Origin of the sequence: Sporosarcina sp. FA15 (assembly GCF_051550195.1) — a bacterium.
GTDB classification, from domain to species: domain Bacteria; phylum Bacillota; class Bacilli; order Bacillales_A; family Planococcaceae; genus Sporosarcina; species Sporosarcina psychrophila.
Genome location: NZ_CP188818.1, coordinates 3,174,808 through 3,196,881 on the forward strand (window position 1 = coordinate 3,174,808; position 22,074 = coordinate 3,196,881).

At 42.7% G+C, this 22,074-nt stretch carries 25 protein-coding genes; 9 read left to right on the forward strand and 16 right to left on the reverse strand.

Annotated elements, in window-relative coordinates; translation table 11 throughout:
* Positions 1-20: 20 nt before the first annotated feature.
* From hutG to ACP8HG_RS14840, 3 genes are all read left to right on the forward strand, one after another.
* On the forward strand, positions 21-1,037 hold the full coding sequence (gene hutG / locus ACP8HG_RS14830; protein ID WP_438297014.1) for a formimidoylglutamase: 1,017 nt from the start codon (positions 21-23) through the stop codon (positions 1,035-1,037).
* Positions 1,021-2,211 (forward strand): sodium/glutamate symporter, encoded by a 1,191-nt coding sequence (gltS, locus tag ACP8HG_RS14835; protein ID WP_067213410.1) that lies wholly within the window; start codon positions 1,021-1,023, stop codon positions 2,209-2,211. The genes hutG and gltS overlap by 17 nt, the downstream gene beginning before the upstream one ends.
* Before the next feature lie 228 nt (positions 2,212-2,439).
* Positions 2,440-3,801 carry a sodium-dependent transporter gene (locus tag ACP8HG_RS14840; RefSeq protein WP_187046074.1) on the forward strand — a complete coding sequence of 454 codons (1,362 nt, stop codon included), beginning with the start codon at positions 2,440-2,442 and terminating at the stop codon, positions 3,799-3,801.
* Between the two features lie 55 nt (positions 3,802-3,856).
* Here ACP8HG_RS14840 and ACP8HG_RS14845 read toward each other — a convergent pair whose 3' ends face one another.
* Together ACP8HG_RS14845 and ACP8HG_RS14850 are read right to left on the reverse strand one after the other, a co-directional pair.
* Positions 3,857-4,270: a VOC family protein gene (locus tag ACP8HG_RS14845; protein WP_067213415.1), complete on the reverse strand. Its 414-nt coding sequence runs from the start codon at positions 4,268-4,270 to the stop codon at positions 3,857-3,859.
* 70 nt (positions 4,271-4,340) lie between these two features.
* Complete coding sequence (locus tag ACP8HG_RS14850) at positions 4,341-5,303, reverse strand: 2-hydroxyacid dehydrogenase (protein ID WP_438297017.1); 963 nt, start codon at positions 5,301-5,303, stop codon at positions 4,341-4,343.
* Between the two features lie 138 nt (positions 5,304-5,441).
* Between ACP8HG_RS14850 and ACP8HG_RS14855 the strand changes: the two genes are divergently transcribed.
* The 5 genes from ACP8HG_RS14855 to ACP8HG_RS14875 all read left to right on the forward strand — a co-directional run bounded on the left by ACP8HG_RS14855 (position 5,442) and on the right by ACP8HG_RS14875 (position 10,937).
* The gene (locus ACP8HG_RS14855) at positions 5,442-7,052 is read left to right on the forward strand and encodes an ATP-binding protein (RefSeq protein WP_187046075.1); all 1,611 of its coding nucleotides are present in this window, start codon (positions 5,442-5,444) and stop codon (positions 7,050-7,052) included.
* Positions 7,036-7,728 carry a response regulator gene (locus tag ACP8HG_RS14860; RefSeq protein ID WP_187046076.1) on the forward strand — a complete coding sequence of 231 codons (693 nt, stop codon included), beginning with the start codon at positions 7,036-7,038 and terminating at the stop codon, positions 7,726-7,728. Before ACP8HG_RS14855 ends, ACP8HG_RS14860 begins: the two co-directional genes overlap by 17 nt.
* 140 nt (positions 7,729-7,868) lie before the next feature.
* Complete coding sequence (locus tag ACP8HG_RS14865) at positions 7,869-8,888, forward strand: Bug family tripartite tricarboxylate transporter substrate binding protein (RefSeq protein WP_370569925.1); 1,020 nt, start codon at positions 7,869-7,871, stop codon at positions 8,886-8,888.
* A 54-nt stretch (positions 8,889-8,942) separates the two neighbouring features.
* Positions 8,943-9,392, forward strand: a complete 450-nt coding sequence (locus ACP8HG_RS14870) for a tripartite tricarboxylate transporter TctB family protein (RefSeq protein WP_338654845.1) — start codon at positions 8,943-8,945, stop codon at positions 9,390-9,392.
* A gap of 18 nt (positions 9,393-9,410) precedes the next feature.
* Positions 9,411-10,937, forward strand: coding sequence for a tripartite tricarboxylate transporter permease (locus ACP8HG_RS14875; protein ID WP_067213428.1), 1,527 nt, complete (start codon positions 9,411-9,413; stop codon positions 10,935-10,937).
* Between the two features lie 80 nt (positions 10,938-11,017).
* On the opposite strand, the gene ACP8HG_RS14880 is transcribed toward ACP8HG_RS14875, so the two are convergent.
* The 7 genes from ACP8HG_RS14880 to ACP8HG_RS14910 are packed head-to-tail and all read right to left on the reverse strand — an operon-like array spanning position 11,018 to position 15,289.
* Entirely contained in the window at positions 11,018-11,221 is a 204-nt protein-coding gene (locus ACP8HG_RS14880) for a hypothetical protein (RefSeq protein ID WP_067213430.1), read from the reverse strand.
* A 55-nt stretch (positions 11,222-11,276) separates the two neighbouring features.
* Positions 11,277-12,287, reverse strand: a complete 1,011-nt coding sequence (moaA, locus tag ACP8HG_RS14885; RefSeq protein ID WP_067213432.1) for a GTP 3',8-cyclase MoaA — start codon at positions 12,285-12,287, stop codon at positions 11,277-11,279.
* Between the two features lie 4 nt (positions 12,288-12,291).
* Positions 12,292-12,864 carry a molybdenum cofactor guanylyltransferase gene (mobA, locus tag ACP8HG_RS14890; RefSeq protein WP_067213434.1) on the reverse strand — a complete coding sequence of 191 codons (573 nt, stop codon included), beginning with the start codon at positions 12,862-12,864 and terminating at the stop codon, positions 12,292-12,294.
* Positions 12,861-13,094 (reverse strand): molybdopterin converting factor subunit 1, encoded by a 234-nt coding sequence (gene moaD, locus ACP8HG_RS14895; RefSeq protein WP_067213436.1) that lies wholly within the window; start codon positions 13,092-13,094, stop codon positions 12,861-12,863. The genes mobA and moaD overlap by 4 nt, the downstream gene beginning before the upstream one ends.
* Positions 13,091-13,537, reverse strand: a complete 447-nt coding sequence (locus tag ACP8HG_RS14900; RefSeq protein ID WP_187046079.1) for a molybdenum cofactor biosynthesis protein MoaE — start codon at positions 13,535-13,537, stop codon at positions 13,091-13,093. The genes moaD and ACP8HG_RS14900 overlap by 4 nt, the downstream gene beginning before the upstream one ends.
* Positions 13,524-14,036 (reverse strand): molybdopterin-guanine dinucleotide biosynthesis protein B, encoded by a 513-nt coding sequence (mobB, locus tag ACP8HG_RS14905; protein ID WP_067213441.1) that lies wholly within the window; start codon positions 14,034-14,036, stop codon positions 13,524-13,526. The genes ACP8HG_RS14900 and mobB overlap by 14 nt, the downstream gene beginning before the upstream one ends.
* Positions 14,033-15,289 carry a molybdopterin molybdotransferase MoeA gene (locus ACP8HG_RS14910; RefSeq protein WP_187046081.1) on the reverse strand — a complete coding sequence of 419 codons (1,257 nt, stop codon included), beginning with the start codon at positions 15,287-15,289 and terminating at the stop codon, positions 14,033-14,035. The genes mobB and ACP8HG_RS14910 overlap by 4 nt, the downstream gene beginning before the upstream one ends.
* Positions 15,290-15,350: 61 nt before the next feature.
* On the opposite strand from ACP8HG_RS14910, the gene moaC reads away from it, so the two are divergent.
* Positions 15,351-15,842, forward strand: a complete 492-nt coding sequence (gene moaC / locus ACP8HG_RS14915) for a cyclic pyranopterin monophosphate synthase MoaC (protein ID WP_438297023.1) — start codon at positions 15,351-15,353, stop codon at positions 15,840-15,842.
* Between the two features lie 215 nt (positions 15,843-16,057).
* Here the strand turns inward: moaC and ACP8HG_RS14920 are convergent, their stop codons facing one another.
* The 7 genes from ACP8HG_RS14920 to ACP8HG_RS14950 all read right to left on the reverse strand — a co-directional run bounded on the left by ACP8HG_RS14920 (position 16,058) and on the right by ACP8HG_RS14950 (position 22,036).
* Complete coding sequence (locus ACP8HG_RS14920) at positions 16,058-16,573, reverse strand: MogA/MoaB family molybdenum cofactor biosynthesis protein (protein WP_231885732.1); 516 nt, start codon at positions 16,571-16,573, stop codon at positions 16,058-16,060.
* A gap of 15 nt (positions 16,574-16,588) precedes the next feature.
* A complete protein-coding gene (locus tag ACP8HG_RS14925; RefSeq protein WP_438297025.1) occupies positions 16,589-17,608 on the reverse strand; it encodes a ThiF family adenylyltransferase in 1,020 nt (339 codons plus the stop codon).
* A 59-nt stretch (positions 17,609-17,667) separates the two neighbouring features.
* Positions 17,668-19,161, reverse strand: a complete 1,494-nt coding sequence (locus ACP8HG_RS14930; RefSeq protein ID WP_067213451.1) for a nitrate/nitrite transporter — start codon at positions 19,159-19,161, stop codon at positions 17,668-17,670.
* Positions 19,162-19,308: 147 nt separating this feature from the next.
* Complete coding sequence (locus ACP8HG_RS14935; protein ID WP_340741023.1) at positions 19,309-19,836, reverse strand: hemerythrin domain-containing protein; 528 nt, start codon at positions 19,834-19,836, stop codon at positions 19,309-19,311.
* 18 nt (positions 19,837-19,854) lie between these two features.
* Positions 19,855-20,502, reverse strand: coding sequence for a response regulator (locus tag ACP8HG_RS14940; RefSeq protein WP_067213456.1), 648 nt, complete (start codon positions 20,500-20,502; stop codon positions 19,855-19,857).
* On the reverse strand, positions 20,499-21,572 hold the full coding sequence (locus tag ACP8HG_RS14945) for an ATP-binding protein (protein WP_421103202.1): 1,074 nt from the start codon (positions 21,570-21,572) through the stop codon (positions 20,499-20,501). Before ACP8HG_RS14945 ends, ACP8HG_RS14940 begins: the two co-directional genes overlap by 4 nt.
* Positions 21,572-22,036, reverse strand: coding sequence for a GAF domain-containing protein (locus ACP8HG_RS14950; protein ID WP_340741024.1), 465 nt, complete (start codon positions 22,034-22,036; stop codon positions 21,572-21,574). Before ACP8HG_RS14950 ends, ACP8HG_RS14945 begins: the two co-directional genes overlap by 1 nt.
* Positions 22,037-22,074: the final 38 nt, after the last annotated feature.

Consider the following 22,074-nt stretch of genomic DNA (forward strand, 5'->3'; position numbering starts at 1 on the left):
AATCATGTACTTTATAATAAATGAGTAACGTTGTATCTGAAAGTTCAGAAAGGGTGAGGCAATTGCTTAATAAGGTAAATGAACATGTATGGGCCGGACGTACGGATCATACTGAAAATAGAACAAGTTTCCGATATCACCAAGTGGTTGAATTAGTAAATCTCGAGGTCATCTCCCAGTCACCCAACACATGTGCAATTATCGGTTTCGAAAGCGAGGAAGGCGTCCGCCGCAACAAAGGGCAATTGGGTGCAGCAAAAGCTCCCGATGCACTTCGCAGTGAACTTGCCAAATTGCCATGGAAATTCCCGGTAAATAAAAGGCTTGTCGATGTTGGAAATATTCAATACATGGATACCAATCTGGAAAAAGCCCAACAACAGCTAGGCGAGACGATTGCAAACGCATTAGAGAAAAAAATGACACCGATTATTCTTGGTGGCGGCCATGAAACCGCTTACGGTCACTATCTCGGAGTCCGAAAATCAATTGGTAAGGAAGCTTCTCTTGGAATTATTAACATAGATGCCCATTTCGACTTACGCTCATACGATGAACAACCGTCTTCCGGCACGATGTTCAAACAAATCCTGGAGCATGATAACATGAGCAGCTATTTCGTCGTCGGAATCCAGCGCTATGGAAATACGCAGGAATTGTTCGATACAGCCGACAGGCTCGGTGTCAAATATGAATACGAAGAGAATATGCATATCGGAAATATGGACAAACTAACATCGGATCTCGAACAATTCATCAACCAACATGATTATGTATTTCTAACATTATGCACGGACGTACTGAACTCCGCTTTCGCACCCGGTGTCAGTGCTCCTTCACCATTCGGATTAGATCCTTCCGTTGTTCGTTCAATCATTCGAACAGTTACAACACATAAAAAAACACTGTCGTTCGATATTTCGGAAGTGAATCCCGTTTTAGATGAAAACAACCGTACAGTAAAACTCGGTGCTTACTTAACAAATGAAGCAATTACAACTTTTTTAGGAGGGGAAATTCATGACGCTAGTTCTTAATCAAGTCACCACAATCTTCCTTTCCATTGCATTGCTAACTTTAGGGATGGTTTTAGTGAAGAAAGTTGGTTTCTTACGGAAATTCTGCATACCTGCTCCCGTTGTCGGTGGATTATTATTCGCTGTTTTTGCAACCATTTTCAAGTCTCTCGGATGGCTAGAAATTACACTTGATACATCATTGCAAAGTTTATTCATGCTTACATTCTTTACAACAATCGGTTTAGGAGCAAGCTTTAAACTCATTAAACTTGGCGGAAAGGTTCTTGTCATCTACTGGCTGGCATGTGGATTTTTAGCGCTCGCACAAAATACAATCGGTGTATCCATGGCTTATTTGTTCGACCTGCATCCACTTATTGGAATGATGGCTGGAGCAGTTTCAATGGAAGGCGGACACGGAGCCGCTACCGCATTTGGACAGACGCTCGAAGACATGGGTATCAATTCAGCCCTTTCGATTGGAGTTGCAGCAGCTACATTTGGACTTGTTGCAGGAGGTCTCGTTGGTGGTCCTACTGTAAAATATCTTATTTCAAAACACAATCTCAAGTCATCTGAAGCGGATACTGATCTCGGTATTCCTATCGAAAAGAAAGAAAAGCCGATTCAAACAGATTCGTTCTTCACACAAATTCTACTTATCACACTTTGTATGGCCCTTGGTACGTATTTGGGTGAACTATTTTCAACCGCAACAGGGTTCGTTCTACCGGGTTACGTAGGAGCCATGTTTGTTGCTGTTCTTGTTCGGAATATCGTTGACAAAATTAATCCAAAAGCGATCGACATGAAGAGTATCGGCTTAATCAGCGACGTTACATTGGGGATTTTCCTGTCAATGGCATTAATGAGCATCAAATTGTGGGAAGTTGCCGATTTGGCCCTTCCACTACTTGTTATCGTCTTCGTCCAAGTTGTCTTCATCGTCCTGTTTGGGGTTTTCGTCTTGTTCCGTCTACTCGGTAAAGACTACGATGCAGCCATTATGGTAGCTGGTTTTACAGGACATGGTCTCGGCGCTACCCCTAATGCTATGGCAAATATGGCGGCCGTCACTGAAAGATATGGCCCTTCGACTAAAGCGTACCTCGTTGTTCCGATTGTTGGTGCTTTCCTCATCGATGTATTTGCGATGCCAATTATTATAACGACGATAAACCTGTTCAATTGATAATAGTAAGCTTCCCTCATTACGTTTCCATGTAATGAGGGAAGCTTTTTCATTTGTTCAGATACTCATACACAGGCTTTATTCATTAATAGCTCCTCTAAGCCGTATACTTATAATGTTCTGAAACTTGTTATTTTAATGACAGCCTCCTTAAAATACGCTACCCTTAAACTAAACGACTTGTTTTATAAGTACATACATATTCGTTTCATCGAAAGGACTGACCTTATGCCTCAACAAGAACACTGGAAGTCAAAAATAGGTTTTATACTAGCTGCTGCCGGTTCAGCAATCGGGTTAGGCGCTATTTGGAAGTTCCCTTACGTAGCCGGGACTGGCGGTGGCGGCGCTTTTCTACTGGTCTTTTTATTATTTACGCTGTTATTAGGATTCCCTCTCTTAATCGGTGAATTCATTCTCGGTCGTAAAAGTCAAAGTGACGCAATTACTGCCTACAAAAAGCTTGCGCCCAATTCAGGTTGGCATATAACAGGGATCATTGGCGTCGTAACCAGTTTCTTAGTGCTATCATTTTATAGTGTTGTCGGAGGATGGATTATCCTCTACTTATTCAAAGCATTAACCGGTGGTATTTCCGGACTTTCGCAAGACCAGTTCGGACCGTTATTCGACCAAATTATTGCAAATCCATTCGCTACGTTAGCCGGTCAACTGATCTTTATGGTGCTAACAATTGTTGTTGTAGCCCAAGGCGTTCAAAAAGGGATTGAGAAAGCAAGCAAGATTATGATGCCTGCTCTCTTCATATTATTTATCATTATCGTTGCCCGTTCTCTTAGCTTGGATGGGGCAATGGAAGGCGTAAAATTTCTGCTGGTACCGGATTTCACTAAATTAACGTCTGAAACGATTTTATTCGCTTTGGGACAAGCCTTTTTCACTCTCACATTAGGTGCTTCTGTCATGGTTACGTATGCTTCCTATCTTCCTAAAACGCAAAACCTGCCGAGCTCGGCGATGTCCATTATCGCTATGAATATCGTCATCGTTCTGTTAGCCGGCCTAGCGATTTTCCCAGGTGTGTTTTCATTTGGAATGGCACCGGATGCGGGACCGACATTGATTTTTTCAGTACTGCCAGCTGTATTCAACCAAATGCCCTTTGGGGTGTTTTTCTTCATTGCATTTTTGGTTTTATTCCTATTCGCGGCTTTAACTTCCGCTTTCTCTATGATTGAAATTATTGTTGCAACAATGACGAAAAATGATCCTTCAAAACGAAAACGATTCACTTGGATAATTGGAATGGCAATTTTCATTGTTGGAATTCCATCTTGTTTATCATACGGAGTAATGGCTGATGTGAAGTTTTTCGATAAAACGGTATTCGATTTAGTCGATTTCGCAGTAAGCAATGTATTGATGCCTCTTGGCGCATTATTGATTTCGATATTCATCCCTTTGAAAATAGCTAAAACTGATCTGTTCAATGAGATGAAGCAAGGTTCGAAAGTCGGAAAGACCTTCTTCAACATTTGGTTCTACCTATTAAAATATCTGACCCCTATCGCAATCATTATTGTTTTCCTTGATGCACTGGGTGTGTTTAACTTGTTCGCAGATCGGTAAAAATTGAACTGGCAATAAAAAAGGAAGACTCCTTCGACGAAGAGTCTTCCTTTTTCTATCCTTCTTTCTCGCAGTTCAAATCCCACGTAAAGCCAAATTTATCTTTCACTTTCCCATACTTAGCTCCCCAGAACGTATCTTGCAGGGCCATCAGTACTTCGCCTTCTTCCCGCAGGCCGTCGTAGAGCTGGTTCGCTTCTTCCACGCTTTCACAGTCGATAAGAAGGGCAACGCCGTTTTTGTTGTATTCAGATGGCTTGTCCGCAGAATCGGCAAGCATGATTTGAAATTCACCTTTTTTCAGATGGCAATGGAGGAGATAATCTGCTGCTTCCGGTGGATGCGGGAAATTAGCATCCGCATATTTCTGCATTCCGACTTCCTCAAGTCCTAGCAAATTCGCATAGAATTCAGCCGCTTCTTTTCCTTCTCCGTAAAACGTTAAATATGGAATGATTGTACCTTTCATATTGTTACCTCCTCCTATTCGACGACAGTCATCAAGTCAATTTAGACATAATTCATTCGTCTGCTGTTCTTTACTGAACGATACCTTTTGGCTTGCGGCCTTCAAGTACATCCGTAATTGCCTGTGCGTTCAAGTTCATCATCGCAAGGCGTGTCTTAATGCTGGCACTTCCGATATGCGGAAGGACTGTTACGTTCGGCAATGTAAGAAGCGGATGATCGAGTGGGATTGGTTCTTTTTCAAACACGTCGAGCCCCGCCGCCCAAATCGCACCGTTTTTCAATGCATCATAAAGAGCAGCCTCATCAACAATTCCACCACGAGCGACATTAATAAGAACGCCCGTATTTTTCATAAGGTCAAGTTCCCGTGCACCAATCATCCCGGCGGTTTCCGGTGTAAAGGGAGCTAGAATGATAACGAAATCCGCCTCTTTCAGTAGTGTATCCAACTCCCTGAATTCAAGTCCGTACTCAGCTTCTGCGTCTGGCTTGCGGTTGCGATTATGATAAAGAACTTGCATATCAAAGCCTTTTGCCCGGCGCGCAACCGCTTCACCGATTCGTCCCATGCCAATGATGCCAAGTGTCGCTCCTCCAACATCCATGCCTGTAAATCTCATCGGAGCCCATGAAGTCCAATTACCTTTTCTAATTTCATTTTCTGCAGAGATCAATTTACGTGCCGTCGCTAGTAGAAGCGCAAAAGCAAGATCTGCAGTTGTTTCAGTCAACACACCCGGTGTATTTGTTACGATGACGTCATATTCCTTTGCCGATTCCAAGTCAATATTATTATAACCAACGGCCATATTTGCAACGATTTTAAGCTTCGTACCCGCTTCAAAAACCTCGCGATTGATGCTATCCGCCAAAACCGACCATAGTGCATCCGCTTCTGCCACTTCTTTCAATAAAACAGCGCGCGGAACTGCTACACTTTCTTCGTCCCACATCCGTACATCAAATTTTTCATGAAGCGTCGCAACCGCCTCTTCTGTCAGCTTTCTTGTAATGAAAATTCTTGGCTTCACTTAAATCCCCCTATTCTAACAATTAACAATAGTGTAGCATATAGTGTGAACCAATTGGCCGACGTTCAACTGTGTAGAAAGCCTGCCCAAGACCAATGTAAGTAGATACGGTTACTTCAAGATTGAGAGATGATTTCTATGAAACCCGCTACTTTACAATCCCGCATTTTTTCATATGGCGCACTCTTTGTTTCCATAATAGCAATCATTATCGGTGTTTCCTTCTACTTTACAATGTCGCAAGGTATCGAGCAACAGATTGGGGACCAGGCGCTAAGTATAGCCAGAACAACAGCAGACCGCCCCGATGTCCGTGCAGGATTTGGACACGCTGATCCAACGGAAATATTGCAGCCTATCGCCGAAGCGGTACGACTCAAAACTGGTGCTGAATATGTCGTTATCGGAAACAGCGAAGGTATTCGGTATGCTCATCCTGTTCCAGAACGGATTGGGCAAAAAATGGTGGGTGATGATAATGAACGTGCGCTTCTCCTAGGCGAATCCTATATTTCCGAGGCGACTGGGACACTCGGGGCCGCCTTACGCGGGAAAACACCAGTATTTAACGAGGATGGCAAGATTATCGGGATTATTTCCGTTGGTTTTTTAAAGAAGAATATGTCCTCTATCTTTTTTCAGTATGCCGACAACATTTCCTACATCGTACTTATCGCAATCATTCTAGGTATTATTGGTTCTAGCATTCTGGCACGCAATATTAAAAAAGAACTTTTTAATTTAGAGCCTGCGGAAATAGCGAACTTATTCACCGGACGAAACGCTCTTATTGAGTCTGTGCGAGAAGGAATCATTATGGTTGACGCAAACGGTATCATTACAACTGTGAATGTGGCTGCATATGAAACTCTTTCTCTCCCTAATCAATCGGAACTAATCGGTCGGACGATTCAGGAAGTGCTTCCAAACACGCTTCTTCCAAAGGTACTTGAAACCGGAGAACGGCATCTCGATCGTCCCATGGAAATTCGCGGCAAAAAGGTAATTGTAAATCGCGTCCCCATCCGTGTTGGTGAACAGATTGTCGGTGCGGTTTCAACTTTTCGGCTACAATCAGACATTGACCAACTCGCAATGGAATTATCACAAGTGAAACGGTATACGGAGGCGCTTCGTGCACAAACCCATGAATACAATAACTTTTTATATACAATATCGGGTCTCATTCAACTCAATTCATACGATGAGGCACTAAGCTTGATTCACGAGGAAACAGCTGAACATCAATCGCTCATCCAATTCGTGACAAAGCGGTTGCAGGATCCCTTTCTAGGAGGAATTGTTATCGGTTTCTTCAACCGGGCAAAGGAATTGAAGGTCCGCTTCCTTCTTGATGAAGATAGTCTCTTAAAAAAACTCCCGAAACACTTAGAAAAAAACCATTTCGTTTCAATCATTGGAAACTTAGTTACAAATGCTTTCGAAGCGACCGACTCTTTTCCGGAAGAAAAACGAATGGTCCGCATCTTCATTCTGGATAACGGCGAAGAGATTTTAATTGAAGTTGAAGATTCAGGACATGGGATAGCTGATGAAGTGCTGGATGTACTCTTTCAAGAAAAGGTATCGACAAAAAATCAGGGTCACCGTGGATACGGACTTATGAAAGTAGCAGAGAATGTGAAAAATCTCAGCGGTTCTATCACACTCGAAAAAGGAGATTTAGGCGGTGCATTGTTTATCATTTCCATACCGAAAGGAGGTTTTTCAGATGACAACTCTAATTGAAGTCTTAATTATTGAAGATGATTTACGAATTGCCGACATCCATCAGCGGTTCATCGAGAAAATAGAGGGCTTTACAGTCGTAGGTTCCGCTCATACCGGTGATGAAGCAAAAGATTGGATTTCAGCATTGTTGCCAGACCTCGTTTTACTCGATGTCTATTTACCCGATGTACTTGGTACAGAGCTGATGGATTTCATCCACAAAAACAGCCCTGAAACAGACATTATTTTCATCACTGCTGCGGCAGAGATTGAAGTTGTAAAAAAGGCATTTCGTCACGGAGTCATCGACTACATCCTAAAACCGCTCACATTCGACCGATTTAAGGAAAGCCTCCTTTCTTATAAAGTTAAAAGGGAAACACTTTCAGGTGAAGGACTCATACAGGAAGATTCCATCAAATCTCTTTGGAATAAAACGCTACCCGCTTCATCAAACCCTGATTTCATTCCACCAAAAGGGATTGACCCCATGACGAAAGAGAAAGTGGTCAGCCATATAAAAAACATAGAAGGCGGAATTACTGCAGAAACTCTTGGATTGGAAATCGGCGTGAGCCGTTCGACCGCAAGACGTTATCTAGAATACCTCGTCTCAGAAAAACGTGCATTTACAGAACTTCTATACGGCTCAGTCGGGCGTCCCGAAAGAAGATACTTCATAAAAAAACGCTGAACAGTATGAACAAAATGATGTTTACTCTCATTATCGAACTTATAAACGATAACTTTTAATTGAATAAATATTCTGATGGATTGATGACAGCGAATGAAAACGCTGTCATCATTTTTAATTATAAGGGGGATTACATGAAGATGTGGAAGAAACTTACGACGGTTGCCCTAGCAAGTATGCTGGCACTCGGCCTCACAGCATGTTCTGCGGATGAATCTGAAGGAAAAGTGGAAGGCGCTACCTCGAAATATCCGGAGAGTAACATAACAATCGTCGCTCCATCCGGCGCAGGCGGTGGATGGGATTTAACTGCCAGAGCGATTGCAAAAACGATGAGTGAAACAAAGCTAATCGATAAGTCAATCGTAGTTGAAAACAAACCCGGCGGCGGTGGTGCTGTTTACATGGCAGAATTTGCAACAAAAGAACTAAAAAATGATCATGTCCTTCTTGTAAAATCTCCGCCAATCTTAATCAACAATAACAAAGCGGAAGGAAACAGTGCTTACGGCTATAAAGACACAACACCATTGGCTCAACTGACGCGTGACTACGGAGCTATTGTCGTCAAGGCGGATTCGAAGTTCAATTCATTGAAAGATGTACTAGAAGCAATTAAGAAAGACCCGAAATCGGTAACACTTGCCGGCGGATCGGCTCCGGGATCGATGGACCATCTTGTCGGCGTCTTGCCCGCATTTGAATATGGAATTGATCCAAAAACAGTAAAGTATGTATCGTATGATGGCGGCGGAGAGGCAGTCGCAGCATTGCTCGGTGGAAATGCAGACGTCATCGCCACAGATGCCTCCACTATTGGGGCGTATCTGAAATCCGGTGATGTCCGTGTCCTCGCTGTCAGTTCTTCCGAACGGCTTGGCGGTGAATTGACAGAAGTCCCTACATTTAAAGAAGAAGGAATTGACGCCGAATTCACCATTTGGCGCGGCATCTTCGGTCCAAAGGAAATGTCGGAAACGGCTTATGACTATTGGTCCGAGAAGCTAGAGAAAATGGTGGAATCAGACGAGTGGAACGCAGAATTAGAGAAAAATGGGTGGGAAAGCGAGTACCGTAATGCTGACGACTTCACTACCTATTTGGAAGAACAAGATAAAGTGATCGTGGAATTGTTAACGGCACTTGGAATGCAGAAATAACATTATTCGGGCGGCTTCAGCGCCGCCTTTTCTTTTAGGGAGGTGTCAAAGACTATGAGTAAAACGTTCGATCGATATGCCAGCATCGTCTTTTTACTAATCGGTCTCTTATTTGTAATCGAAAGCCAAAAAATTTCGGACAGTGCTTACGGATCATCAGTTGGACCGAAAATCTTTCCAATGTGGCTTGGTATTATTTTAATTCTTTTAAGTTTGAGATTGCTATTCGAAACATTTAAATACAAATCTGAAACGACAGCTGGAATGAAGCTTCAATACAAGAAATTCCTTATTATTATTGGCAGCGCGGTTTTGTATGCATTTCTATTGGAAATGGTCGGATACGTCATCTCAACGTTCTTATTTTTACTCATCTCTTTCCAAACAATGGAACGTGGCCGATTATTGCCCTCCTTCATCATTGCAGCGGCATTTTCATTTGGAATTTATTATTTGTTCGCGAAACTTCTTGGCGGGTCATTGCCAGGATTTCCTGTATTTTAGCGTGAAGGGAGTTAAGCTATGAGCACTTTACAGTTTTTAGCCGATGGTTTCAGTGTTGCTTTTCAATGGCATAATCTATTATTTGCATTCGTCGGGGTCATAATCGGCACGGCTGTCGGCGTGTTACCCGGCATCGGTCCAATGAGCGGTGTTGCCCTTCTCATCCCCGTTACTGCAACCATCACTTCTGGAATGCCGACAGAAGCAGCCGCTGCCAGTTCAATCATTTTACTTGCCGGAGTCTATTATGGAGCAATGTATGGAGGTTCTACAACATCGATTTTACTGAACACCCCTGGTGAATCTTCGTCTGTCGTCACGACGCTCGACGGTTATCAAATGGCTAGGCAAGGGCGTGCCGGAGCAGCTTTGGCTATCTCGGCAATCGGCTCATTTTGCGCCGGAATCATTTCGCTAATCGGTCTGGTCTTATTAGCGCAACCTCTTTCCAATGTCGCAATCAAGTTCGGCCCTGCAGAATACTTTTCCTTAATGCTATTGGGTTTAGCTGCTGTAAGTGGACTTGCTGGAAAGTCGATGACGAAAGCATTGATGATGACTGTTTTCGGACTTATGCTTGGAACAATCGGCATTGACGCAGTTTCAGGAATTGCCCGCTTTACATACAACCAGCCTATTCTTTTTTCCGGATTGGAATTTTTAACAATTGCTGTTGGATTGTTTGCGCTTGGTGAAGTATTCAAGACGGTATTGGAACGCGATGAAGAAGACGGGGCCATTGCAAAAATCAATCGCATCCTCCCGACAAAACAAGATATGAAAGACAGCGCAGTTCCCATTGTACGCGGTTCCCTACTAGGATTTTTCATCGGGGTACTTCCAGGCGCCGGGGCAACACTCGCATCTTTCTTCTCCTATATAACAGAGAAAAAGTTCAGTAAAAATCCCGAAAGCTTCGGAAAAGGGAACATCGCCGGAGTAGCGGGTCCTGAATCTGCCAATAATGCTGCTTCAGGGGGCGCAATGATTCCTTTACTTACATTAGGAATCCCTGGTTCCGGTACAACAGCCATATTAATGGGTGCACTTATCATGTATAACATTCAGCCAGGGCCCCTTCTCTTTGACGAACACCCGGATATCGCATGGGGGCTCATTGCAAGTATGTTTATCGGCAACTTGATGCTGTTAGTACTGAACATGCCGCTCGTTCGTGTGTTTGCAAAAATCATTCAAACGCCTAAGAAGTACTTATTGCCTATTATTATCGCCATTTCATTTTTCGGAGTTTATGCCGTACAGTACACGACTTTCGATTTATACTTGTTGCTTGGTTGTGGTGTAGCGGGTTATTTACTATCAAAAAATGATTATCCAGTAGCTCCATTAGTTTTGGCACTCGTATTAGGTCCAATGATTGAAAACAACATGAGGCGAGCACTCACCATTTCGAACGGTGAATTCAGCATTTTCTTCACAAAGCCGCTATCGCTTGTTTTCATCATAGTAGCTGCATTATGGCTTCTTGTTCCAATGTTGCTGAAACTCAAAGGACGCTCAGTCGTCGTGGAAGATGAAGGTTAATAGCGAACGTATATTTCGAAAGCGGATCGCCTTAGATGTAAGGCGATCCGCTTTTTTTATTAAAGAGTGTAAGCAACGTTTTAAATGAACTTAACAACGTTTCCGTCCATGTTCATAGCATTTCCAATGAACTTAACAACGTTTACACGAAACTTCACAACACTTGAACAACTTAACAACGTTTTGCCCAAACTAGGCGACGTTGCAACTGAAGTTCCAAACGTTTTAAATGAACTTTGCAATACTCCCGTGAAACTAAGCAACAGTCTCATAAAACTAAACAAAGTCAGCATCCCCTCCGTCTCTCTCCATAATAAAAAGCGTCGCCGCAGCAACGCTTCACCCACCTATATAACTCATACCAATCTTTTTCCGATTCTTCGCTGTCTGTTCAGTTCGCTCATCTGAATAACGGTCTCCACGGTTTTGCCACACGCCTGTAATGACTTCCAACAATTCTGCATCTGTCAGTCCACTACGAATTAATTCACGCAGATCGAACCCTTCTGATGCGAACAGGCACGTATACAGTTTACCGTCCGACGACAGTCTGGACCGCGTACATGTTGAACAGAATGATTCTGATACAGACGTGATAAAACCGACTTGTGCTCCATTATCCAAGTAACGATAACGTTTTGCAACTTCACCGTAATAGTCTTCTTCCGCCGGTTCGATATCATAAACAGCACTGATCATTTCGTAAATTTCTTTTTTCGTGACAACCTTTTCAAAGCTCCATCCATTATCATTACCGACATCCATAAATTCTATGAACCGCAACGTAATATCACGCTCTTTAAAATAAGCGGCCATTGGTAGAATTTCTTCCTCATTTACGCCTTTTTGAACAACCATGTTCACCTTGATTTCAAAGCCGATCTTTTGTGCATGATCGATATTGGCTAGTATCAGTTCTGGTTTAATTCCGCGTCCATTTAATTTACCGAATGTTTCCGGATTAAGTGCATCGAGGCTCATATTCAAACGACGCAGACCTGCATCATAAAGGGGTTGTGCGTATTGTTTCAACAGTACACCATTCGTCGTCAACCCTATATCTTCAATTCCTTCAATCTTCATCAGTTTTTCAACCAGTTTTGGCAAATCGCGCCGCATAAGCGGTTCGCCGCCCGTCAAGCGGAGTTTTTTCACACCAAGTAACGCAAATAGCTTCGCGAACCGTTCAATTTCTTCAAATGAAAGCAGTTCGTTCTTGGGTAGAAAAACATAATCATCACCAAAAACTTCTTTTGGCATGCAATAGGCACATCTAAAGTTACAGCGATCCGTTACGGAGATTCGGAGATCCCGGATCGGACGTCCGAGCTTATCTTTAACTGTTTCCATTTCGTCATCCCCTTTCCAGGGTTTCCGGCGTATTCACGTTCGTGAACATCCGTTTTTCATCGTCAGTCAGAACGCTTCCTTGAACCCACGCTGTATTACTAATAGAAAGTAATTTCATTACACTCAGTTGGTTGTTTTTCAAGGCTTCTTTCACTGCATTTTTCATTTGCGTATCCCAGATAGACACGAGAGGATGATATCTTCCATCCGAAATGACAGCCGTGACACATTCGTTATGAAGCGTTATCAACTTCGATATAGCTTTATCATCTATAAATGGCATATCACACGGTAATACTACATAGCGGTTCGCTTCCACGGATTCCATCGCAGACAGAATCCCTGCAAGCGGACCGAGTCCAGCATATTCCACTTTATCAGCCATCAGGTTTTCACCATCACCAAATCGGTCCATTAGTTCAGGTAGCGTCACAATAACAATCTCGTCACAGGATGCCGACATTGCTTCGACTGCAATTTTATAAAAGTACTTATTTCTTAGTTTAGCAAATGCTTTCGGAGAACCGAACCGCCGAGACAATCCGCCCGCCAGAACGATGCCTACTGTCTCCTTCATCCCCCGCTCACAGGTGGGATGAATGCACAAATATCTCCCGAATGAATGACATCCTCCTTTAAGGCATATTCTTCATTCACTGCAACATGCACTGTATCTTTCCCAAAACCCGGATACATCATTTCCGCCCAGTCCAGCAGCTCGCGGACAGTCATCGATTCCCGTTCGATGGTTTCTTCCGCCTTGCCGGTCAATTCGCGCAGCCTTGCAAAATAGTTCACTTTAATCACTTTTGTTCGCCTCCCTTTTCAGGATACTTTTTTTGACCGCCAATCCATTCTTCGCCGTCTTCCCAGATTTCCTTTTTCCAGATAGGGACTATTTCCTTAATGCGTTCAATTGCATACTCATTCGCTTCATATGCTGCTTTCCGATGAGGGGAGGAAACTGCAATGACTACCGCAATATCTGAGATATGCATTTCCCCAATCCGGTGAGCAATCGCCACTTTCACGCCTGGCCATTTCGCTTCCATTTCTCCACCGATTTCCGCCAGTTTTTTTTCGGCCATTGGTACATAGGCTTCATATGCCAAATATAATGTTCGGACCCCGTGTGTCCATTCCCGGACATGTCCTGTGAAAACAGTGACAGCTCCTGCTCCAGCATGAAGGACATAATCAGTATATTTTTGCGGTTCAATCACTGTTTCAACAATTTCAAACGGTTTCATTGCCATCCTCCTTTTCAATCCAGTCAAGTAGCCACGAATCGAGTTGTTCAACATTCTGCGCAGATTCAATATGCGAACTAACAGCTGTAATTTCTGGACATCCGATAACTAGCTGTATGCCATCCAATCCGCTTAACGATTCCCAGTCCCCGGCATCTCTAAGAAGGACTACTTTCTCCCCTTGTTCTTTCTTATACCCTTCAATGAGCAGAATATCCGGTTTTCCGATTGCTGCCAGCACCTTAAGCTCGGCAAATTCGGGCTCTTCATTCAACAGGATTTGAACCGCACCCCCACCTGCAACAACTGAAACGTCTGCCCCACTACCAAAAAACTGCATCGTATCCGTCGATGGATTTGGCATGGCAGGCTGCCCACCGTGGCCATGATGCTTTAATACAGCGACTGAAAGTCCTTTGTTTTTCAATAAACAAATCCATCTCGATGTAAGTGTCGTTTTGCCACTATTTTTATAACCGACAACTTGAAGTGTCTTCATAATACCCACTCACTAACGCCTTGCTCAGAACCGAGCAGCAAAATATCAACATGGGTTCCTGCTGTGTAACCGCGCGTTCCGCTTGGAAGAGCGATAAGGCAATTTCCCCGGGCAATCGATGATACTGCATTTGATTTATTAAAGCCTGCGGGTACTGCAACAATACCTTCCGATGTCATTTCCCAGAATGCACGAATGAAGCGGGTAAAAGGGTTTGGCTTTCCGAAATCTTCACCTAATATCGCTTGCATGCGCGGCATATACGGTGTGTTTGCACCTTGCATAGCAAGAATAGCGGGTCTAGCGAATAATTCAAAACCCGTGAAACAAGCAGATGGATTTCCCGACAGACCGAATAATAGTTTTTTACCAAGCCCGGCGACCGTCGTTACGCTTCCCGGACGCATCGCAACTTTGTTAAATAGGACCTTAGCTCCCAACCGTTCATAGATTGCGGGTAAATGATCATAATCACCAACAGAAACACCGCCTGTCGTAATAAGTACATCTGTTTCAATGAGAGCTTTTTCGACGACTTCTATGCATGCATCTAGATCGTCTTCTTGCATGCCATATGATTTGTAACCTAATCCCATACGAGTTAACTGGGCAGCTATCATCGGCCCGTTCGAGTTCCGTATTTTCCCAGGAACAAGTTCATCTGACACATTTAGCAACTCCGTTCCCGTTGAAAGAATGCCAACAACTGGTCGTTTCGCAACTTTGACTGTTGCATAACCAAATGTCGCTAATAACGCGATTGTACCGGGATGGATAAATGCTCCCGATTCAACAAGGAGTTCCCCCTCCTTTGCGTCTTCACCCTTAAAGGATATATTTTCCCCTTCGCTAAACGGTTTACGCAATGTAAAACGATCTTTTCCTTCTGTCGTCTGTTCGAGCATGACAACCGCATTGGCATTATCCGGTATCGTGGCACCCGTCATGATTCTGTATGCTTCTCCAGGACCTACTCCACGAGCTGCTACATGACCCGCACCAATTTCACCAATTACAGTGAAAGGTATACGATTATCTCCAGAAGCACCCTCTGTGTCCTTTGCACGGACAGCGAATCCATCGTATGGCGATCTGTCGAATGATGGGACATCATGCTTTGCGATAATCGGTTCCGCAAGTATTCTTCCGTATGTATGTTCAAGTGGAATCGTATCAGTTCCACCTAGATAGCTATGTTCCATGACGAGTCGAACAGCCTCAGATACTAAGACAGGCTTTCTCATTTCTACCATGTAGATTCTCCTCCTTCTGCTATACTGAATGTATTAGATATGTATGAAAGGAATGACTCCATTGTCAGAGCTCACACATTTCAACGAACAAGGCCGTGCAAAAATGGTCGATGTTTCCGACAAAGCAGAAACCACTCGAACAGCTATCGCAAAATCGTCCATCATTGTTAATGAAACAATTCATTCACAAATCACAGAAGGTACCAATAAGAAAGGCGATGTATTCGCGGTCGCTCAGGTCGCGGCAATCATGGCAGCAAAAAGTACATCATCCATAATTCCTATGTGTCATCCGATCCCACTGACAGGTGTTAACATCTATTTCGAATGGAACATAGATAAATCATCTGCTCATTATGAAGTATTGATTGAAGCGGAAGTGAAGACAAAAGGTGTGACCGGTGTTGAGATGGAAGCACTTACTGCTGCCTCCGCTGCTGCACTCACTATTTACGACATGTGCAAAGCGGCCGGCAAAGAAATGGTTATTGGACCAACAATGCTATTACGTAAAACAGGTGGAAAAAACGGCGATTACGAAAGACAATTCTAACTCTCTTCCACGACTCACTTCAGGTGAGTCTTTTGGTCAGTAGAACCAATTTTATAATAGTGGATTTTGTATTGAAATCCTTACAAGGTTGATTTACACTCCAGGCGGACGCCTTCCGTTACAATCAACGGAACTCATCCATGCAAACTAATAATCGATATAGAAATTTCGTTAGCGTTAGGTTTTTATTTAAAATAAGTAATTACGGAATTAAGTTAGTCCTCTAGATGTTTGGTAAGTTCATGCACAATATGGTGAATTTCAGGCAAAATTAGCTTGTCCATTGCAAGTTCCACTGCTTTAACGGATCCGGGAAGCGCGAAAAACACCTTCTCTTTTACCACGCCTGCCGCAGCCCTGCTTAATAGCGCCTTTGAACCTACATCTTCTGTATAGCTAAGGTAACGGAATAACTCGCCGAACCCATCAATCGTTTTTGTGAAATAGGTCGACACAGTTTCAATAGTAACATCACGAAAACCAATGCCAGTCCCGCCTGTAGAAATAATGCCATGAACGTTAGGATTCCGCAGCCATTCTTCGACAATCGATTCAATTTCCATCGCGTCATCCTGACAAAGCCATGTTTCAAATACATGATGACCCGCCGATTCAAGCTTTTGCCGAATTGTCCAGCCACTGCGATCATTCGAGACATTACGCGTGTCACTCGTCGTCAGTACGCAAAAAGTGAGTTTCTTCTCTTTGTCCGATTCATTCAAATGTGACAATCTGATTCCTCCCTTTCATCCAAAAAATTGATGGTACAATTTACGTCCTATCTTTATATCCTTTAATCCATGAATTAACAAACGACCATTGCCAAATAGAATACAGCGATAACTATCTGCATTAAATTCCACAAAAAATGGTGTCACTTTATAGGGTGACCCCAGCCTTTTAGCGACTGTTTCCCCATCCTCAATCGTCAATGTGCGGTTTGCATTCGGAATGATTTGCACTGTATCCCTACCGCATAACACTGCGTATCCGGTATCTTCTGCTCGATGCAACGCCGGGAAGGTCGGTTTATTTCCGCATGTCTCACATACTTCGTTTCGCATACGGGAAATCCCTGCTTCTATATGCGTATTGTTCCATACATCAAAATGGAATAGCTTCTTGCGCATTGCATCTTTATTCCCCGTTAACCATTTCAGCGCTTCTGCACTTTGATGTGCCGCCGTAATTTGAACAGCAGGCGCAATGATTCCTGACGTATCACACGTTTCATTAACCGACGGTAAAACCGGTAGCAAACAGCGGAAACAAGCTGACTCGCCTGGAATGAATGGAAAAACTGTACCTGAACTGCCTACACACGCACCATAAATCCAGGGAATATCTTTTTTCCATGCAATATCATTTATCAACAGACGCGTTTCAAAGTTATCCGTCGCATCCATGATTAAATCAGCGTCATCAATAATTTGTTCCATAATGGATCCATCCACATGATCAAGCACGGTTACGATTTCAATGTCTTCCCTAATCATTTTCAAACGAGCTTCAGCAGCAACCACTTTTGGTATACCGTCCCGTGCATCTTTTTCGGTAAACAGCTGTTGTCTTTGCAAGTTAGACGGTTCTACATAATCTCGATCTGCAATCGTCAGTTTTCGCACTCCACCACGGACAAGTGTCTCTGAAACAGCTGAACCTAAAGCCCCGCACCCAATGACAACAACGTGGGAAGAACTTAACTTGTCCTGTCCTAATTTCCCAATTGGTTTGAACAGCGTTTGCCTTGTATAGCGATTTTCCAATTTCCACTCCTCCTATAAATTGAAGCGAGGGCTACCGGTCTTTACGACCGGATGCCCTCTTAGCCTCGCGGCGTTATATCACTGAATGTTCCGACGTAACGAGTTACATCTCCGGAACCATCCTTCACCGCACTGATTGACAGCAGTTCAAGGTATTCTTCGCCATTTTTACGTTTATTCCATATTTCACCTTGCCATAATCCATCTTGACCAATTTGACTCCACATAGACGTGTAGAATTCTTTCGAGTGTCTACCTGAACTGTACATATTCGGATTACTTCCAATCACTTCTTCTTCGGTATATCCTGTCAGCCTTGTAAAAGCAGGATTCACAGACTGAATTGTTCCCGAAGCATCTGTTACAAGAATCCCTTGACCCGTTGAATTGAAGACTTCTGCAGACATGCTAAGTCGATCCATATAATAAAGCCAAATGACAAGGACCAAGCTCGCAAGTGCAACTTGAGAGAATGCCATGAAACCGATTGAATAGGAACCTGTCATCGAATGAATAATCGATAGTAGTAAAGGTGGGAAGAATCCACCAAGACCCCCCATCATCGATACAATCCCATTAGCAATTCCAGCTTGTTTGTTGAAGTAAAACGGAACGAGTTTGAAGATTACACCATTACCTATTCCTGCTGCAACAGCAATTAACATACTTCCCGCTGTATATAATGCAATAGTAGGTGAAAACGCGAGAATAATAGCCGCAAATGTAAGTCCCGCAAAGACACCCATCAATAAGAACAACGGTTGGAATTTGTCAGCAAGCCATCCTCCGACCGGGCGCAGGAATGTTGCCACTGCAATGAAACCTGCAGTCCGCATGCCTGCATCCACTTTTTCCAGTTCGAAGTACGTGACCAAAAAGTTCGGTAAAAATATTGTAAATGCAACAAACGAACCGAATGTAATGAAATAAAATAATGAGAAGAACCACAGTTTTTCATTTTTATAAACGCCTTTAATTTGCTCAAGTATCGGTGTTTTCACTTTCACTTCTTGCTTGTCACCAAATATGAAATTCAAGGCCGCGAAGATAAGCAACAGTACGAGATAGAATTTGACGGTCATTGACCAACCGACTTGTGTGGCAATTACCGGTGCAGCAAACGTTGAAATTGCAGTCCCCATATTCCCCATACCGTAAATACCATTAACGAGACCATGCTTCTCTTTCGGGTAATACTTAGGCAGCGATGTTACACCCACGGAGAATACAGCACCCCCGATTCCGAGGAACGTACCGCCAACGATCAAATCCGCGAACGTTGAAGCAGCACTTATGTAAAATACCGGAAACAGGAGTAATATGAAACTCACAAAAAAGATAATTCTTGCGCCAAATATATTTGCATAATAGCCAAGTGGAATTCTAAGGATAGATCCCAAAACGACCGGAACAGCAGTTACAATCGCAAGTTTTTCGGCAGGAATAGCAATATCTTCCCGGATGAATGGCAATAGTGAGGATATGAGTACCCATACCATAAAACCGACTACTAAGTTCGCCGTCTGTAATGGAAGTTGTAATTTTTTATTCATTCAAATCAATCCCATCGTTGTATTTTGAATGAAACCGACATTGATTCCCTGCTTTAATTATAATTGAATTAGTTCAGTGTAAAATAGTAGGTAGTCCCCGATAACCTATAAGGGTTTTCCCTACATCTAGCAATTTACGCAATATGCTTAAAGAATCGAAGTATATAATTGTTCATAGAGTTTATCCTGCTCTTTGATAGTGAGGATATTATTAACCATTAAAAATAGTACAGATTCTTCTTTCACAAAATGAACAGTGATAACCTCAAATGCTTCTGCGGCGTCTTGAACTACCTTCTTCATTTCCTCCATCGTAAAGTGGTTTACATCACCGCGTGTGTGATGAAGAAAATGACCGATGTAGGCATCAATTTCACCATGTTCTTCCTCCGTTGCATTGACTGGTCCCTGTTCTGAACCGACGTATTGGGCAAGCATTGGGAACAAAAATTCTTCTTCTTTGTCTGTATGATTCTTTAACGGTTCAATGAAATCAACGATGAGTTTCCGAAGTGACTTCAGTGCTTCATGGCCTTCTTTGACAGTATAGATATCCCGTTCAAAAGCCAGAACAATTGTATGCCAGCCACTCATTAAATACTCTAAATAGCGATGTTCATTTTCAAGCACACGTAAAGCTGGTAAGTCGAACTTGAACTTTTGTGCCTCAGCCATTTGAAACACACCTTTCTGCTAAAAGTTTAATAGTTTTTTACGTAACGCATATTCAACGAGTTCAGGCCTGCTTTTCAACTGCAGTTTTTCCATAATCCTAGCTTTGTGCGCTTCGACAGTCTTAACAGAAATATATAGTTTCTCTGCAATTTCTTTGTTTCCAAACCCTTTTGCCGCAAGCGGAAGAACTTCAATTTCGCGTTTTGTTAAGATCTTGAAAGGATCATCTTCTACCACTTCCGTGCCCTTTTTAACAAACTCACGGACAAGTGAAGTGGTCATTGCAGGATGAATATACGTATCACCGGCGTGAACTGTACGTATTGCGGCAAGTAATTCACCATCGGGCGCATTTTTTAGAACATAGCCCGATGCTCCATTTTTTAACACATGAAATAAATACTCTTCATCATCATGCATTGTCAAAATAAGAATTTTTGTTTCTGGAAAATCTTCATTAATTTTACCGGTAGCAATTAGACCGCTCTCTCCGGGAGGCATGCTTAAATCCAACAGCAATACATCTGGTCGGTACTTTGCGACTAAAGCATATGCTTCTAGACCATCTGCGGCAGTGGCAACGACTTCCATATCACTTTGGAAATTCAGGATATGCATAAATCCACTACGAACGACGGCGTGGTCATCCGCAATAATTATTTTCATTTGTTATCCTCCCCTTCCTCAGACGCTCTAAGTGGGATTTCCAATCGTACAGAAGTACCTTTACCAATACTCGATTGAATAACGAACTGGCCATTCACCAGTTCTGCTCGTTCTCTCATCCCATAAAGGCCAAGACCTGTACCAATTGGATTGATTTTATTTTTATCAAATCCTGCACCCTTATCATTCACACTCAATTCAAGGTTTCCTGAACGTTCAAACAACCGAACGAAAACTTCATCCGTTTCTGCATACTTAAGCGCATTGAGAATGGACTCCTGGCAAATCCGATAGACAACTGTCTCAATTTCACCTTCATATCTTTTAGCTTCAAGTTCAGCAGTAAAATGAACGATTAATCCATAATTTTTCTCAATCCATTTAAAATGTGTCCTAAAAGCAGCTTCGAGGCCAAGGTCATCTAAAGTAGCTGGTCGTAACTCAACAGACAAGTGACGAATATCATCCAGTAAACGCATCAATGAGCCTTCCGCTTGTTGAATCTTTTTGAGTACTTCAGAATCGACATTCATGTACTTCAACACACGCAAGTCAACAAGGGAACTTAACATTTCCTGTGCTACGCTATCATGTAATTCCCTCGACAACCTCTTGCGTTCATCTTCTTGTGCTTTAATGACATTTTTCATCATGGTTTTCTGGTTAAGTGTTTCTTGTGTCTTGTACTGCTTCGTCAAATCTCTCAACATGAAGACACGAATTCCATTTTCTTCATCGATGGTCTGATAACTTGCCGTGTACGGAGTTATTCCTTTGCCTTGCGTGTCCAGGTAAACTTGAAATGAGCTGAAATCTTTTTGTGGACTTACCAAATAGCAGGATAGGCATGTCTGAAGTTCCGATTCACTCGTATACCCTTTACAAGACATGCAAATTGCTTTTACATCTCCCGCAATCATTCCATTCAGTACTTCCGCACCTATAATAAGTTCTGCCGCACTATTCATAGCAATTACTTTTCCAGCTGAGTCAAAAAAGAAGATGGCCTCAGCTGAATTGTCGTACATTTTCATTAACAAGTCTGTCAACTGAAAACTCCCGATTTGCATCACTGTTTTACCATCTCCTTATTATAATACGGACCGAATCTCAGGCCGACATGATTTATAAAGCCTGAAAATTCTTCTGCAGTCATCCTTTTTCCCTCTCGATAAGCTACAAGTAACACACCATGGACGCGATTATATTTATAAAGAGGTATCGCTCCAAAACTTTTTAAGTCTTCTGCAATAATAATTGGATAGTTAAACAGATCCATTGAATCAAGTTCCAGGTCTCTATCGTGAACAAAAAATGGTTTTCCTGATTTAAAAACATGCCCTGCAACACCTTTTCCAGTTTGCAAAGTGATACGTTTATATCGGTTGCTACGATTGCCTGTTACGTATTTCCATTTCTGGACGAAACGCATTTCCGCTGACTCAACAAGAGCCAGAGCGACAAAGTCGAAACCAAAAATCGATTGTAACCGTTCTATTTCTTGCTGATAATCAAATCTTAATTGTTCATCCATCGCTATTTCTCCCTATATAGAAAAAAGGCAAAGCTGCC